Source organism: Paraburkholderia diazotrophica (assembly GCF_900108945.1).
Taxonomy (GTDB): domain Bacteria; phylum Pseudomonadota; class Gammaproteobacteria; order Burkholderiales; family Burkholderiaceae; genus Paraburkholderia; species Paraburkholderia diazotrophica.
The window spans coordinates 186,276-201,242 of record NZ_FNYE01000005.1 but is presented as its reverse complement, the minus strand read 5'-3'; the positions used below and the strand labels follow the sequence as shown (position 1 = coordinate 201,242).

Genomic DNA, 14,967 nt, shown 5'->3' with positions numbered 1-14,967 from the left:
ACGCCTAACGGACCGCCGCCATGTGGAGCTATATCCTCAAACGTCTGCTGTTGATGATTCCGACGTTGATCGGCGTGCTGACGCTGACCTTCGCCGTGATCCAGTTCGTGCCGGGCGGCCCCGTCGAACAGGCGGTGCACGAACTTCGCCGCAATACAGCCGAAGGCGGTGCGCCGTTCGGCCTGCGCGCGCATAGCGGCGTCGACGCGCAACAGGTCGCGCAGCTGAAGGCGCTCTACGGTTTCGACAAGCCGCCGCTCGAGCGCTACTGGCTGATGCTCAAGCGCTTCTCGCACTTCGATCTGGGGCAGAGCTATTTCCGCCATCAGAGCGTGTGGTCGCTGATCGTGTCGAAGCTGCCCGTGTCGATCAGCATTGGGCTGTGGACGTTCTTCCTTACGTATCTGATCTCCGTGCCGCTCGGCATCGCGAAAGCAGTGCGCAACGGCTCGCGCTTCGATATGGCGACGAGTCTCGTCGTATTGATCGGCTACGCGATTCCCGGCTTCGTGCTCGGTGTGCTGCTGCTCGTGCTGTTCGGCGGCGGCACGTTTTTGCAGCTGTTTCCGCTGCGCAACCTGACCTCCGACAACTGGGACCAGTTGAGCTTCTTCGGCAAGATTTTCGACTATCTGTGGCACATCGCGTTGCCGATCGTCGCGTCGGTCGTCGGCAGTTTTGCCGTCGTCACGATGCTCACGAAGAACGCTTTTCTCGACGAGATCCGCAAGCAATACGTGCTGACGGCGCGCGCAAAAGGCCTGACCGAGCGGCGCGTATTGTGGAAGCACGTGTTTCGCAACGCGCTGTTGCCGCTGATCGTGGGTTTCCCCGCGGCGTTCATCGGCGCGTTCTTCACGGGCAGTCTGCTGATCGAAACGCTGTTCTCGCTCGACGGCCTGGGACTGCTGTCGTATGAATCGGTGGTGCGGCGCGACTATCCCGTCGTGCTCGGCACGCTGTATCTCTTCACGCTGATCGGGCTCGCGACGAAGCTCATCTCCGATCTCTGCTACGTGTGGGTCGATCCACGCATTCAATTCGAACAACTGGAGCGCTGATTTGAGCCGTGTTCGTACCGATGCCGAAGTCTCGTCGCGCGCGCAGCCAGTGCGCGCATTCGTGTCGCCGACGCCTGCGCGCCGCGTGTGGCTGCGCTTCAAGCAGCAGCGCCTTGGCTACTGGAGTCTGATCGTGTTCGTCGTCGCGTTCGCGGCGAGTCTTGCCGCGCCGCTCTGGTCGAACGACAAGCCGCTCGTCGTGCACTACGGCGGCCACTACTATTTCCCGCTCGCGAAGGACTATGCGGAGACGACGTTCGGCGGCGACTTTCCGACGCCCGCCGATTATCTCGATCCGTACATCAGGCATCGCTTTGACACGCCCGGCAACTTCGCGATCTATCCGCCGAACCCGTACTACTACGACACGCTCAACTACTTCTCGAAGGTGCCGAATCCGGCGCCGCCTTCACGCGACAACTGGCTCGGCACCGACGACCGCGGGCGCGATCTGTTCGCGCGGCTCGTCTACGGCTTTCGCGTGTCGGTCGAATTCGCGCTCGTGCTGACGTTCATCGGGACCGTGCTCGGCGTGCTGGCGGGCGCGGTGCAGGGCTATTTCGGCGGCAAGACGGACATCATCGGCCAGCGTCTGATCGAAATCTGGAGCGCGCTGCCCGAGCTGTATCTGCTGATCATCTTCGCGTCGATCTTCGAGCCTGGCTTCATCCTGCTGATCGTGCTGTTGTCGTTGTTCGGCTGGATCGGGTTGTCCGACTACGTGCGCGCCGAATTCCTGCGCAACCGCCAGCAGGACTATGTGCGCGCCGCGCGCGCGATGGGGCTGTCGAACTGGCAGATCATCTGGCGGCACGTGCTGCCGAACAGCCTCACGCCCGTCATCACGTTCCTGCCGTTCCGGATGAGCGGCGCGATTCTCGCGCTGACGAGCCTCGATTTTCTCGGTCTCGGCGTGCCGCCGCCGACACCGAGCCTCGGTGAGCTGCTCGCACAAGGCAAGGCGAATCTCGACGCGTGGTGGATTTCGGTAGCGACGTTCGGCGTGCTCGTCGTGACGCTGCTGCTGCTGACGTTCATGGGCGACGCGCTGCGCAACGCGCTCGACACGCGCATCTCCGACGCAATGAAAGCAGGGGGCAATCAGTGAGCGAATCAGTCAGCGCCACGCCGATGAACAACGAGGGGCCGCTGCTCGAACTCGAACACCTGCGCGTGACATTCGGCGATACGGTCGCGGTGAACGATGTGTCGCTCGCGATCGCGCGCGGCGAGCGGGTCGCGCTGGTCGGCGAATCCGGCTCGGGCAAGAGCGTGACGGCACTGTCGATCCTGCGTCTGCTGAACGACGCGCAGACGAGCGGGACGATCCGCTTCAATGGCGAAGACCTGCTCGCGAAGAGCGAGCGCGAGATGCGCGGGCTGCGCGGCTCCGACATCGCGATGATCTTCCAGGAGCCGATGACGGCGCTTAATCCGCTGTACACGATCGGCGAGCAGATCGCGGAGACCATTGTGCTGCACGACGGCGTGTCCGCCAGCGAGGCGCGCAAGCGCGCCATCGCGCTGCTCGAACGCACAGGCATCGCCGAGCCGGGCAAGCGGGTGAACAGTTATCCGCATCAGCTGTCGGGCGGGCAGCGTCAGCGTGCGATGATCGCAATGGCGCTCGCGTGCCGTCCGCGCCTGCTGCTTGCCGACGAACCGACGACGGCACTCGACGTGACGATCCGCGCGCAAATCGTCGAGTTGCTGCTGGAACTCCAGCGCGACGAAGCCGAAAAGCGCGGGATGGCCGTGCTGCTGATCACGCACGACCTGAACCTCGTGCGGCACTTCGCGCAGCGCGTCGCGGTGATGGAGAAGGGCGTGCTCGTCGAAAGCGGACCCGTCGAGACGCTCTTCACGTCGCCGCAGCATCCCTACACGCAACGGCTGTTGCAAAGCCGTCCGGAACGCACGGCGGTGCCCGTGCTGCCCATTTCGCCCGTGCTGCTCGATGCGCGCGATGTCTGCGTCGACTTCAAGACGAAGCTGCCCGGCTTCGCGGGCTGGTTCCGCTCGGGCCGCTTTCGCGCTGTCGCGGATGCGACGGTGTCGGTGCGGCAGGGCGAGACGCTCGGCATCGTTGGCGAATCCGGCTCGGGAAAATCGACACTCGCGATGGCGCTGCTCGGCCTGCAACGCACCGCGCACGGCGCAATCGAGTTTCAGGGCCGGGCGCTCGGAAGCTACCGGGGGCGTGACCGGACGGCATTGCGCTCGAACATGCAAGTGGTCTTTCAAGATCCCTTTAGTTCGCTTTCGCCGCGGCAGACGATCGAGCGGATCGTCGGCGAAGGGCTTGCGCTGCATCGGCCGCAGCTCGGCGTCGACGCGCGGCGCGACAAGGTGGTCTCGGTGCTGCGCGAAGTCGGCATCGACCGCACGGCGCTGCATCGTTATCCGCACGAATTCTCGGGCGGGCAGCGCCAGCGCATTGCGATTGCGCGCGCGCTCGTGCTCGAGCCGCGCATCCTGATTCTCGACGAGCCGACCAGCGCGCTGGACGTGTCCATCCAGCAACAGGTGTTGAAACTGCTCGCCGGTTTGCAACGCAAATACAACTTGGGATTCGTGTTCATCAGCCACGATCTGGCCGTCATCGGGGCGATGGCGCACCGGGTCGCGGTGATGCAAAACGGGGCGGTCGTCGAGTCGGGCGATGTGGAGCGGATCTTTGCCGAACCCACCCACCCTTACACGCGAAAGCTCTTGAAAGCGGCGTTTACGAGCTGACATTCACCAATTGGGTGCGACGAGTCATTGTATTTTTCTATTTGTTTTGACATGTGAATACTTAATGGCTAGTATCGACCAAACTTTTTCCTAGCCTGTTGATTTTCAGGCAAAAACTACTGCAACAACCGATACCAACCACCAGACCAATGCAGCACCGACACCTAACCCAGGCATGCACGCGCGTCGTCGCCGGGATGTTCATTGGCGTACTGATGGCCGCGGCTCCCGGCGCTTTTGCCGATGAAGTAAGCAGCTTTAACCAGAATGCCTCATATTCGACCGGTTCCGCGTCGAATTCCGTCTCCTTCACCGCGCAAGCCACGCAAAGCGGCAGCTCGAGTTCCGAGAGCGGTGCACGTTCGTTTCTGTCGGGCGTTGCCGGCAAGGCAGGCGACGTCGTCGTCGGCGCGCTGAACATGATCGGCGTGCGCTACCGTTGGGGCGGCGATACGCCCGATTCGGGCCTCGATTGCAGCGGGTTCGTCCGCTACGTGTTCCAGGATACGCTGGGCATGGCGCTGCCGCGCCGCGCCGAAGAGATGAGCCGCGTCGGCGAGAAGGTGCGCGTCGCCGATCTGAAGCCGGGCGATCTCGTCTTCTTCAACACGATGCGCCGCACGTTCTCGCACGTCGGCATCTACATCGGCGACAACAAGTTCGTGCATTCGCCGTCGACGGGCAGCACGATTCGCGTCGACGATCTGGATAGCGGTTACTGGGAAAAACGCTTCACGGGCGCGCGTCGCATCGAGACGTCGGTTCCCCAGCAGCAGGAACTGCGTCAGCGCGTCAGCGCGACGATCGGCAACGGTAACTAAGGCGATCGTCCATCGGTTCGTGAGCCAGTTGTTGTAAAAGGCCCGCTTCGGAAGAAGCGGGCCTTTTTGTTTTCCGGTTTTGCGATTTCCTGCTAGAGCTGGGCAGGGCGGTGACTGGCGCCCGCATCCGGCAGCAGGCGCCCTTTGCGGCCTCGATCAGGCGGTCGCGCGTGCCGCCGCCAGTTTGCTCAGCAACTCGGGCGCGATGCGCGCAGCGGCTTCCTCGCCCGCGAGTATCGCAGCGTTCCGCTGTCCAAAGTCGGTGCCGCTCATCGCATTCAGGTTCGGACGAATCACGACGTCGGCGTATTTGTCGAGCTCGTATGCCTTGATCGTCTGACCCATGATCGTGAACGTCTGCATCAGGATATCGAACGAACTCTCCGTGACGGCCGTTTCGGGCCGCGCGGAGATGTCGACGGCAATCACGAAGTCCGCGCCCATCTTGCGCGCGAACGAGGCGGGCACGGGGCTGACGAGGCCCCCGTCGACGTATTCGTGGCCACCGATCTTCACCGGCTCGAACACTGACGGCACGCTCGACGACGCGCGCACCGCGATGCCCGTGTTGCCGCGCTGAAAGAGAATCGGCTGGCCCGTTTTCAGATCCGTTGCGACGACGCCGAGCGGCTTCGCCATCTTTTCGATGGGGCGGTTGTCGAGCGTGCGGTTCAGATAGTTCTGCAGCGCGACGCCTTGCAGAAAGCCGCGGGTGCGGAACGGCATCGCCCAGTCGCTGATCGATGCTTCGTCCATCGTGAGCGCCAGCTTGTTGAGCGCGAAGCCGTTCAGACCCGATGCGTACAGCGCGCCGACCACCGATCCGGCGCTCGTCCCGCACACCAGATCGATTTTGATGTTGCGCGCCTCCAGCGCCTTGATCACGCCGATGTGCGCGAAGCCGCGCGCGGCGCCGCCGCCGAGCGCGAGCCCGACGCGCAACGGTCGCTGCGGTCTGATGACGGGTGGCAGAGGACTGTTCGATGCCGTGCTCGGCGTGGGCGTGACGTTTTCAGGCTTGCTGCCCGTCGACGCGCAAGCGGAGAGGACGGCGGAGGCCGCGGCAATCGAGAAAGTGCGGCGGGACAGACGTGGCGATGACGGTTTCAACGAGTTCTCCAGCGACGGCGCCGGCGTCCATGTGAATGCGTCGCGCCGCATGTCTTGCAAAGATGATCGCCGATGGCGATCGTAGTGCGCTGCGTCGATGCGGATAGCGGCGCGCGCACATCATAATGCAAAGCGATCATGCGGCGACAATCCGTTGAGGGTCGGTCGAGGGAATCGTCTACCCATGCGGCGTCACGTGTTCTGCGCCAGCCTTTGTGCGCGCGCGGTCAGGTGGAGATGCCATCGGCGGTTATAATTTCGGCTCTCTCTTTTTCAATCGCGTCCGCGTTGAGCCAGCCGTTGTTTTCAGCTGCTGTTGCCCGTGTCAGGCGCGAACCGTTTTCGTTGCCGCGCCCGGTTTCGATGTCCGCCGGCGCCGGCGTCCGCCTTCGAGTTACCACACATGACCACTCCCGTTCGTACCCGCTTCGCACCGAGCCCAACCGGCTTCATTCACCTGGGCAACATCCGCTCCGCGCTGTACCCGTGGGCGTTCGCGCGCAAGATGAAGGGCGTGTTCGTGCTGCGTATCGAGGACACCGACGTCGAGCGCTCGACCGAGCAGTCCGTCGACGCGATCCTCGAAGGCATGCAATGGCTCGGCCTCGACTACGACGAAGGCCCGTTCTATCAGATGCAGCGCATGGACCGTTACCGCGAGGTGCTCGCGCAGATGCAGGAGCAGGGGCTCGCGTATCCGTGCTACATGTCGACGGAAGAACTCGACGCGCTGCGCGAGCGTCAGCGCGCTGCGGGCGAAAAGCCGCGGTATGACGGCACGTGGCGTCCAGAGCCGGGCAAGGTGCTGCCGACGCCGCCCGCCGGCGTCGAGCCCGTGCTGCGCTTTCGCAACCCGCTGACGGGCGTGGTCGCCTGGGACGACGCGGTGAAGGGGCGCGTCGAGATTTCAAACGAAGAGCTCGACGATCTCGTGATCGCGCGTCCGGACGGCACGCCGACCTATAACTTCTGCGTGGTCGTCGACGACCTCGACATGAAGATCACGCACGTAATTCGCGGCGACGATCACGTCAACAACACGCCGCGCCAGATCAACATCCTGCGCGCGCTCGGCGCCGAGCCGCCCGTCTATGCGCATCTGCCGACGGTGCTGAACGAGCAGGGCGAAAAGATGAGCAAGCGTCATGGCGCGATGAGCGTGATGGGCTATCGCGACGCGGGCTATCTGCCGGAGGCCGTGCTGAACTATCTCGCGCGGCTCGGCTGGTCGCACGGCGATGCCGAGATCTTCTCGCGCGAGCAGTTCGTCGAATGGTTCGATCTCGAGCATCTGGGCAAGTCGCCCGCGCAGTACGACCACAACAAGCTCAACTGGCTGAACAACCACTACATCAAGGAAGCGGACAACGCTCGCCTTGCTGAACTGGGCAAGCCGTTCTTCGCAGCGCTCGAGATCGACGAAGCGACGCTCGCAAAGGGCGCCGATCTCGCGGCCGTGATTGCGCTGATGAAGGATCGCGCGTCGACGGTGAAGGAGATCGTGGACAACGCCGCGATGTTCTATCGCGAGCCCCAACCGGATGCCGAAGCGCTCGCGCAGCATCTGACAGACGCGGTGCGCCCCGCGCTGGCCGATCTGGGCGCTGCGTTGAAGACCTGCGACTGGACGAAGGAGGGCATCGCCGCCGCATTGAAGGCGACGCTCGGCGCGCACAAGCTGAAGATGCCGCAGATCGCGATGCCCGTGCGCCTGCTGGTCGCAGGCACGACGCATACGCCGTCGATCGATAGCGTGCTGATGCTGTTCGGACGCGACGTCGTCGTGAGTCGTATCGAAAAAGCGCTCGCGTGAACCTCGTTCAGTCATAGCTGAATGGGTCGAAGATGCCGCGCCGTACGTACGACGCGGCGTCGCGAAAAAATTGCGTGAATCGACTCAAGAGGTATTTACAAAGCGAAAATTGGTCTCTACAATCTCGCTTCTGTTCTGCAAGGGGGTATAGCTCAGCTGGGAGAGCGCTTGCATGGCATGCAAGAGGTCAGCGGTTCGATCCCGCTTACCTCCACCATCAGAACAAGTGAAGTCGTTTCGGTTAGCCGGAAGTTGTAGCAAAAAAGACTTCACAAGCAGTAGTAGAGCAGTTAGAATGGCGGTCTTCGCTGCTGATGAATGAAGTTAGCGGTAAGAACGAGACAGATCTGTAAAGATTATGTCCCCTTCGTCTAGAGGCCTAGGACATCACCCTTTCACGGTGAGTACAGGGGTTCGAATCCCCTAGGGGACGCCAAATACTGGCGTTGCTTGATGAGGTTCAAGTGATGCGCTTGCGAGAAGTAACCGACGCTCGCAAGTCAGGTAGCAAGACTGGAGTGGTAGTTCAGTCGGTTAGAATACCGGCCTGTCACGCCGGGGGTCGCGGGTTCGAGTCCCGTCCACTCCGCCAGATTAAGCCCGTTCGGTGAGCGGGCTTTTTCGTTAAAGGTATAAGCAGTAGTGTGTGAAGTACGTTGTCCCCTTCGTCTAGAGGCCTAGGACATCACCCTTTCACGGTGAGTACAGGGGTTCGAATCCCCTAGGGGACGCCAGATACTGGCGTTGCTTGATGCGAGTCAAGCGATGCGCTTGCGAAAGCTAACCGACGCTCGCAAGTCAGGTAGCAAGACTGGAGCGGTAGTTCAGTCGGTTAGAATACCGGCCTGTCACGCCGGGGGTCGCGGGTTCGAGTCCCGTCCGCTCCGCCAGAAACATGAAGCCCGCTGAATCGTCAGCGGGCTTTTTTGTTTTTGCACGCAAGCTATGTTGCTGCGTCTGCAATGCGGCCTCAAACGCTGTCGGGCAAACAGCCATTGCCAGCGCGTCCCGCCTGTCTTAACGTTGTGCGGACCGACCTTTTCGTCTCCGCGCGATGCTCGACCCGACCGACGATCCGTCTCCCTTCTACTTGCGCAAGGCCAGCATGGACGACTTCCAGTTCGCCGAGGCGCTGACGCGCAACAACATGGGCGGGTATTACCGTCGCCATCACCTCGTGTGGCGCAGCGACCTGTTTCTCGCGAGCTGGCGCGAGTCGGAAAACTTCATTCTCGAAGTGGACGGCGAACGTATCGGCGTGCTACGCATCACCGAGGAGGGTGACTCGCTGCACATACGCGATGTGCAGATTGCCGAAGGTCACCGGCGGCGCGGCGCGGGCACGTATCTGCTGAATACGTCGCATCGGTGGGCGCGCGCGCGGGGGCTCTCTGAACTTCAACTGCGCGTGTTCGTCGACAATCCCGCCGCGCGTCTCTATCAACGGATGGGCTATCGGCTCGCGGGCCCGCGTCTCGCGCAACTGGGCTCGATCAGGCATATGGCGCGGCGCGTTTGAGGGTGTCAGCGGCGCTCTATCGCGTCGATCGATCACGAATCGCGTAATCCGCGCTCGTGTTCAGTCACCCGTCGAGTTCTGCACTCACATCGATGTTCGGCCCTCGTCCGCGCTCACACCGAAGCGTCGTCATCCTCTTCGCGCTCCGGCTCGTCACGCCGGTGCTCCGCGCCGCGCAGCATAAACGCCCGCGGACTCTCTCCGAACGCGCGCCTGAACATCGCGGAAAACGCGCTCTGGCTTTGATATCCCAACTCGCGCGCGACATGCGATAACGGACGCCCCTGGCTGAGCAATGGAATCGCGCGGGCGAGCACGGCCTGCTGACGCCATTGCGAAAAGCTCACGCCCAGTTCCTGCCGAAAGAGCCGTGCGATCGTGCGCGTGCTCGCGCCGACCGTCGACGCCCATCGCTCCAGCGAGCCGGCATTCGCGGGATCGGCGAGCACCGCTTCGCATAACGCGCGCAGACGCTTTTCCGTCGGCATCGGTACGGACAGCGGCAGCGGCTCCGAGCGCGTGATTTCATCGAGCGCGAGCGAGCCGAGCAGTCGCTCGCGGTCGGGCAGCAGACCCGGCGTATCGAGTGCGGCGATCACTTCACGCAGCAGCCCGGACACCTCGACGACCCGGCATGTATCCAGCCCTGCCGGCACGGCCGCCTCGTTCACGTAGAGCGTGCGCAGAAACGCATCTTCGACGATCACCACTTCGTGCAGCACATAAGGCGGCACCCAGATCGCGCGCGACGGCGGCACCATCCACGTGGTGCCAAACGTGCCGACGCGAAGCACGCCGCGCGACGCATACGCGACCTGCGCCCACGCGTGCGTATGCCGCGCGATGCGCACGCCTGCGGGCATCGGCCGCGAGCGCACGCGGATGGGATGCGTCGGCGTTGGCGCGAATTCGGGCGGAATGTCGGCGAAATCGACGCGTGTCGATAGCTCGGTCGGGGCTTTCGCGGCGGCGGGCTGGGTTGAACGGGCGGCTTCAGTCATGACGTAATGGGCTCAACTGCGGGGCTGGACGGCGGTGCTGTCCGGCGGCGCGGGCCGGGCGAGGCGATGCATATCATTGTAGGGTCCGGCGCGTCGCCAAGGCATTAGCCGAACGGCCGATGGGACATCGTGACAATGGCGCGGGATAATGCACCGGATTCGTTTCGACAGGGGACGCTTATGAACTTCGCAACCGCAGATCTGTGCGATGCACATGAAGACCAGCTGGCCGCAGGCACGTTGCGCGTGCTCGATCCCGTATTCAACCGTTTTGGCCGCGCGGCGCGTTTTGGCGGCGAGGCCGTCACGCTGAAGGTATTCGAAGACAACACGCTGGTGCGCGCGACGCTCGAAGAAAAAGGCGCAGGGCGCGTGCTGGTCATCGACGGGGGTGGCAGCCTGCGTTGCGCGCTCGTCGGCGGCAACCTGGGCAAGCTCGGCGAGAAGAACGGCTGGGCAGGCATTGTCGTGTTCGGCTGCGTGCGCGATGCGCTCGAACTCAACGAGTGCAATATCGGCATCGTTGCACTCGCGACGAATCCACAGCGCAGCCAGAAACGCGGCGGCGGCGAGCGCGACATGCCCGTGCGCCTGCCCGGTTCAGTGGTGCGTCCGGGCGAATGGATCTATGCAGATATCGACGGCGTACTGGTCGCGAGCGCATCGCTCGCCTGATTGCGACGTCGGCACGCAAGTCCGGTTTGATCGAGGATAGTGAACGGATGCAAAACGTTTTTGTGTATGGCACCCTGCGTGCCGGCGAAATCAACGACATCGGCGCCGCGGCGGCGCGCAACGACATCGCAGCGCCCACGCTGGTCGGTTCGGCCACTGTGCGTGGGCGTCTCTTCGACTTCGGCGCGTATCCGGGTTTCGTTCCCGATGACGCGGGCATCCACGTGCAAGGGGATGTCTACGAAATCGACGACGGACTGGTCGCCGTGCTCGATGAGATCGAGGAGGTCTATCCGGGTGTCGAGGGGCTGTTCTTGCCGCGTGAAGTGACCGTCGAGGTCGAAGGCGCGCCCATCACGTGCCGCTACTATCCGGTGCAGCGCGAGGCGGTCAAAGGATTGCCGGAGATTCGTTCCGGCGACTGGGTTGCGCACCGGCGTTCGAACGGGCGTTGACCGGAAGGGACGCAGGCATTCGTTGCGTGTGCATTCCGCCTGTAAAACTCGAAGCGGCGAAAGCGTCGGCGAAAAAAGAACGGCCCAGCAGGCATGACGCCCGCCAGGCCATTCCCGGTCGGTCAACCATCGAGCGATCGCGCCGCGCGCCGGGTAAAAAGGCCGCTAACGGCGGCTGTCCGTCCGGCACGCATCGTCATGCTCTGAGTTCTTCGTAAAGCGGCAGCGTCAGAAATTCGGTGAAGTTCTCCGACGTCGACATCTCACCGAAGATTTGCGCAGCGCGATCGTAGGGCTTCGTATCGCCGGCGATCACCGCTTTCACCTTGTCAAGTTCCTGCGCCGTCAGTTCGCGCACGAGATCGGCCGTCACCTTGCGTCCGTCGTCGAGTTTGCCCTTCGGCGAACGAATCCACTGCCAGACCTGCGATCGCGAAATTTCCGCCGTCGCCGCGTCTTCCATCAGGTTGTGAATCGGCACGCAACCGTTGCCTGCGAGCCACGAGCCCAGGTAGTGAACGCCGACGTTGATGTTGTAGCGCAGGCCCGCTTCTGTGATGGGCGCTTCGGGGCGGAAGTCGAGCAGGTCCTTGCCCGTCACCTGCACGTCGTCGCGCTGCTTGCCGATCTGGTTCGGCTTGTCGCCGAGCACCTTGACGAACTCTTCCATCGCGATGGGCACAAGACCCGGATGCGCGACCCAGCCGCCGTCGTAGCCGTCCGTCGCGTCGCGCGCCTTATCGGAGCGCACGCCGGCCATCGCCTTGTCGTTCGCGGCCGCGTCGTTCCTGATCGGAATCAGCGCGCTCATGCCGCCGATCGCCGGAGCGTTGCGGCGGTGGCAAGTCTTCAGCAGTTGCAGCGCATAGGCGCGCATGAAAGGCACCGTCATCGTGATCTGCGAGCGATCCGCGAGGCAGAAGTCCTTGTCGTTCTTGAACTTCTTGATCGCCGAAAAGATGTAGTCCCAACGTCCTGCGTTCAGACCCGAACTGTGTTCGCGCAGCTCGTACAGGATCTCATCCATTTCGAACGCGGCCAGGATCGTTTCGATCAGCACGGTTGCGCGAATCGTGCCGCGCGGCACGCCGACGGCTTCCTGCGCGGCGACGAAGATGTCGTTCCACAGACGCGCTTCGAGATGGCTTTCCATCTTCGGCAGATAGAAGTAAGGGGCCGTGCCTCGCGACAGTTGCTCTTTCGCGTTGTGATGCAGGAACAGCGCGAAGTCGAAGATGCCGCCCGACACACGCTGGCCATCGACGCTCACGTGCTTCTCGTCGAGATGCCAGCCGCGCGGACGCACGATCAGCGTCGCGATCTTGTCGTTCAGCCTGTACGACTTGCCGTTCTGCTCGAGCGAGATCGTGCGGCGCACGGCTTCTTTCAGATTGATGTGACCGGTGATCTGGTTGTCCCAACTCGGCGCGTTCGAATCCTCGAAATCGGTCATGTACGAGTCCGCGCCCGAGTTCAGCGCGTTGATGATCATCTTGCGGTCCACGGGACCCGTGATCTCGACGCGGCGGCATTGCAGATCCTGCGGCAGCGGCGCGATGGTCCAGTCGCCTTCGCGGATGCTCTTTGTTTCCGCTAGAAAGTCGGGGCGCTCGCCGTCATCCAGACGTTTCGCGCGCTCGGCACGCGCTTTCAGCAATTGCTGGCGGCGCGGCTCGAACGTGCGGTGCAGGCTGGCGACGAGTTCGAGCGCTTGCGGCGTGAGAATGGTCTCGAATCCGGGCTTGATCTTGCCCGTGATGGTCATGCCCTGCGGCAGCGACAGCGTGTTCGCCATGATTTCTCCTTGGTCGGTCAGTTTTTAAAGATGCTTGTTGATGCAATTGCAATGCGTCGTCTCAATGGGGCGGGGCGTGTCGTCATGCGCCAGGGCTGTGGCGCGCGCGGCTGCTGCTCTTCTCCCGTATGCCGGCTTTCTCTGCTTTCTCAGATGACGTGAGGTTGTCGATAAACGCAATCAGTTCGCTCATGCTCCTGCCGCTTCCATGCGGTGCGACGCCCAATTCCTCGGCGGGCGAGCCCTGGCGGTTGAGCCAGAAGACTGTGTAGCCGAACCAGTTCGCGCCGCACGCGTCCCAGCCGTTCGACGACACGAACACGATCTCGCGTGCGTTCGCGCCGAACGTCTGTGTGCCGAGCGCGTAGCTCGCGGGCGCCGGCTTGAACGCGCGCACGGTATCTACCGAGAGCACGTGGTCGAACACGCCTGCCATGCCCGCGCTTTTGACAGCGATGTCGAGCATCTGCGGATTGCCGTTCGAGAGGATCGCGAGACCGATCTGCGCGACGCCCCCGGCAGCGCGCATGCCGCGAAGCTGCCGCAGCGCGGGCAGCGCGTCGGGAAACGCCGAAAGGCATGCGTACTCGTCCATCAGGCGCTTTTCGCCGGACGCGTTCAGCATGGGTTCCAGCTTGCGCGCGGAGAAGCGCAGCGCGTCGAGCGTGACGTTCCAGAACGGCTGGTAGTGCGCGCCGGTAGGGTCGGACAGCGTGCGCAACTGCGTGTATTCGATCTGCTTTTGCCGCCACAACTGCGACAGCGCATCGCCGCGGCCGGGGAACATCTGCTCCGCCGCGGCGACGACGGAATGCACGTCGAACAACGTGCCGTACGCATCGAAAATCACTGCCTTGGGGAAGAGTGTCGTTGCGGCCGACATCGCCATGCGCTCCATTCAGAGGTCGGGTTCGATTCTATTCGTGACGACTTATGCCTAAAAAGACTCAAAAGATCACTTGATCTTTTACTTTCACCAACCTAATCTGAGGCGCATCACCCAATTCGTGCGCGATCGATGCGCAGTCATTCGCAGATGGACCGCTTCAAGCAAATCGAGACTTTCGTGACCGTCGCGGCGCGCGGCAGCCTGTCCGGGGCCGCGCAGGCGGAAGGCGTTGCGCCTGCGATCATCGGCCGCCGCATCGACGCGCTCGAAGAGCGCCTCGGCGTCAAGCTCCTCGTGCGCACGACACGCCGCATCACGTTGACCTACGAAGGCTCGGCGTTTCTCGAAGACTGTCAGCGCATCATTCACGACATGCAGAACGCCGAGGCCAGCGTGTCCGCAGGCGGCGTGAAGGCGAGCGGCCATCTGCGCGTGACGGCGCCGGCTGGTTTCGGTCGCAGGCATGTCGCGCCGCTCGTGCCGACGTTCACGGTCGCGCATCCGGATGTGACGATTTCTCTCGATCTGTCCGATCGCATGGTCGATCTGGTCAACGAAGGATTCGACTGCGCGATACGGCTCGGAGAATTGCCCGATTCGTCGCTGGTGTCGTTGAGACTGGGGGAGAACAAGCGAGTCTGCGTCGCGTCGCCCGCCTATCTGGCGCGTCGTCCTGCACCGCAGACGCTCGCGGATCTCGCGCATCACAACTGCCTCGCGCTCGGCGCGAGCGCGAACCAGCAACGCGGCTGGATGTTCCAGCAGGGCGACAAGGTCGTGACGATCAAGGTGTCGGGCACGATGGAATGCTCGGACGGCGCGGTGCTGCACGAGTGGTGTCTCGAAGGCTACGGACTCGCGTGGCGTTCGTGGTGGGAAGTCGGCATGGATATCGCGGCGGGGCGCCTCGTCAGCGTGCTTGACGAATTTGCCGCGCCGCCCATCGGCATTCATGCGGTGTTTCCGCAACGGCGTCATCTTCCGTTGCGCGTGCGACTTTTCCTCGATTTTCTCAAGCATACCTACGGCGATCCGGCGTATTGGGGCTGATTTCGGCGTGTGCCGGACTGCAAGCTGAACGTCAGAGCCCGC

14 protein-coding genes and 5 tRNA genes are annotated in these 14,967 nt (G+C 63.0%); 14 read left to right on the top strand and 5 right to left on the bottom strand.

Going from position 1 to position 14,967, the window contains the following annotated elements:
* Positions 1-20 precede the first annotated feature (20 nt).
* The 4 genes from BMW76_RS09265 to BMW76_RS09250 all read left to right on the top strand — a co-directional run bounded on the left by BMW76_RS09265 (position 21) and on the right by BMW76_RS09250 (position 4,618).
* Positions 21-1,061 carry a microcin C ABC transporter permease YejB gene (locus tag BMW76_RS09265; RefSeq protein ID WP_090864832.1) on the top strand — a complete coding sequence of 347 codons (1,041 nt, stop codon included), beginning with the start codon at positions 21-23 and terminating at the stop codon, positions 1,059-1,061.
* A 1-nt stretch (position 1,062) separates the two neighbouring features.
* Entirely contained in the window at positions 1,063-2,169 is a 1,107-nt protein-coding gene (locus tag BMW76_RS09260) for an ABC transporter permease (RefSeq protein WP_090864831.1), read from the top strand.
* A gap of 23 nt (positions 2,170-2,192) precedes the next feature.
* Complete coding sequence (locus BMW76_RS09255) at positions 2,193-3,797, top strand: ABC transporter ATP-binding protein (protein WP_090864964.1); 1,605 nt, start codon at positions 2,193-2,195, stop codon at positions 3,795-3,797.
* 149 nt (positions 3,798-3,946) lie between these two features.
* Positions 3,947-4,618, top strand: a complete 672-nt coding sequence (locus tag BMW76_RS09250) for a C40 family peptidase (protein WP_090864830.1) — start codon at positions 3,947-3,949, stop codon at positions 4,616-4,618.
* Between the two features lie 156 nt (positions 4,619-4,774).
* Here BMW76_RS09250 and BMW76_RS09245 read toward each other — a convergent pair whose 3' ends face one another.
* Both BMW76_RS09245 and BMW76_RS41060 read right to left on the bottom strand, forming a co-directional pair.
* Complete coding sequence (locus BMW76_RS09245; RefSeq protein ID WP_245763161.1) at positions 4,775-5,779, bottom strand: patatin-like phospholipase family protein; 1,005 nt, start codon at positions 5,777-5,779, stop codon at positions 4,775-4,777.
* Between the two features lie 176 nt (positions 5,780-5,955).
* Positions 5,956-6,129, bottom strand: a complete 174-nt coding sequence (locus BMW76_RS41060; RefSeq protein WP_177200339.1) for a hypothetical protein — start codon at positions 6,127-6,129, stop codon at positions 5,956-5,958.
* A gap of 2 nt (positions 6,130-6,131) precedes the next feature.
* On the opposite strand from BMW76_RS41060, the gene gltX reads away from it, so the two are divergent.
* The 7 genes from gltX to BMW76_RS09210 all read left to right on the top strand — a co-directional run bounded on the left by gltX (position 6,132) and on the right by BMW76_RS09210 (position 9,060).
* The gene (gltX, locus tag BMW76_RS09240; protein ID WP_090864828.1) at positions 6,132-7,541 is read left to right on the top strand and encodes a glutamate--tRNA ligase; all 1,410 of its coding nucleotides are present in this window, start codon (positions 6,132-6,134) and stop codon (positions 7,539-7,541) included.
* Between the two features lie 141 nt (positions 7,542-7,682).
* Positions 7,683-7,758, top strand: a tRNA-Ala gene (locus tag BMW76_RS09235).
* 143 nt (positions 7,759-7,901) lie between these two features.
* Positions 7,902-7,977: transfer RNA gene (locus BMW76_RS09230), tRNA-Glu, on the top strand.
* A 79-nt stretch (positions 7,978-8,056) separates the two neighbouring features.
* Positions 8,057-8,133 (top strand) — tRNA-Asp (locus BMW76_RS09225).
* A 66-nt stretch (positions 8,134-8,199) separates the two neighbouring features.
* Positions 8,200-8,275, top strand: a tRNA-Glu gene (locus BMW76_RS09220).
* A 79-nt stretch (positions 8,276-8,354) separates the two neighbouring features.
* A tRNA-Asp gene (locus tag BMW76_RS09215) sits at positions 8,355-8,431 on the top strand.
* 164 nt (positions 8,432-8,595) lie between these two features.
* Positions 8,596-9,060, top strand: coding sequence for a GNAT family N-acetyltransferase (locus tag BMW76_RS09210; protein WP_090864827.1), 465 nt, complete (start codon positions 8,596-8,598; stop codon positions 9,058-9,060).
* 113 nt (positions 9,061-9,173) lie between these two features.
* Here BMW76_RS09210 and BMW76_RS09205 read toward each other — a convergent pair whose 3' ends face one another.
* Positions 9,174-10,061: an AraC family transcriptional regulator gene (locus BMW76_RS09205; RefSeq protein ID WP_090864826.1), complete on the bottom strand. Its 888-nt coding sequence runs from the start codon at positions 10,059-10,061 to the stop codon at positions 9,174-9,176.
* A 180-nt stretch (positions 10,062-10,241) separates the two neighbouring features.
* On the opposite strand from BMW76_RS09205, the gene rraA reads away from it, so the two are divergent.
* Positions 10,242-10,736: a ribonuclease E activity regulator RraA gene (gene rraA / locus BMW76_RS09200; protein ID WP_090864825.1), complete on the top strand. Its 495-nt coding sequence runs from the start codon at positions 10,242-10,244 to the stop codon at positions 10,734-10,736.
* Between the two features lie 47 nt (positions 10,737-10,783).
* A complete protein-coding gene (locus tag BMW76_RS09195; RefSeq protein WP_090864824.1) occupies positions 10,784-11,191 on the top strand; it encodes a gamma-glutamylcyclotransferase family protein in 408 nt (135 codons plus the stop codon).
* Positions 11,192-11,387: 196 nt separating this feature from the next.
* On the opposite strand, the gene aceB is transcribed toward BMW76_RS09195, so the two are convergent.
* Together aceB and BMW76_RS09185 are read right to left on the bottom strand one after the other, a co-directional pair.
* Positions 11,388-12,986 (bottom strand): malate synthase A, encoded by a 1,599-nt coding sequence (gene aceB, locus BMW76_RS09190; protein WP_090864823.1) that lies wholly within the window; start codon positions 12,984-12,986, stop codon positions 11,388-11,390.
* Positions 12,987-13,068: 82 nt separating this feature from the next.
* Entirely contained in the window at positions 13,069-13,869 is an 801-nt protein-coding gene (locus BMW76_RS09185) for a haloacid dehalogenase type II (protein WP_090864963.1), read from the bottom strand.
* Positions 13,870-14,022: 153 nt separating this feature from the next.
* Between BMW76_RS09185 and BMW76_RS09180 the strand changes: the two genes are divergently transcribed.
* A complete protein-coding gene (locus tag BMW76_RS09180) occupies positions 14,023-14,925 on the top strand; it encodes a LysR family transcriptional regulator (RefSeq protein WP_087735403.1) in 903 nt (300 codons plus the stop codon).
* Positions 14,926-14,967 lie beyond the last annotated feature (42 nt).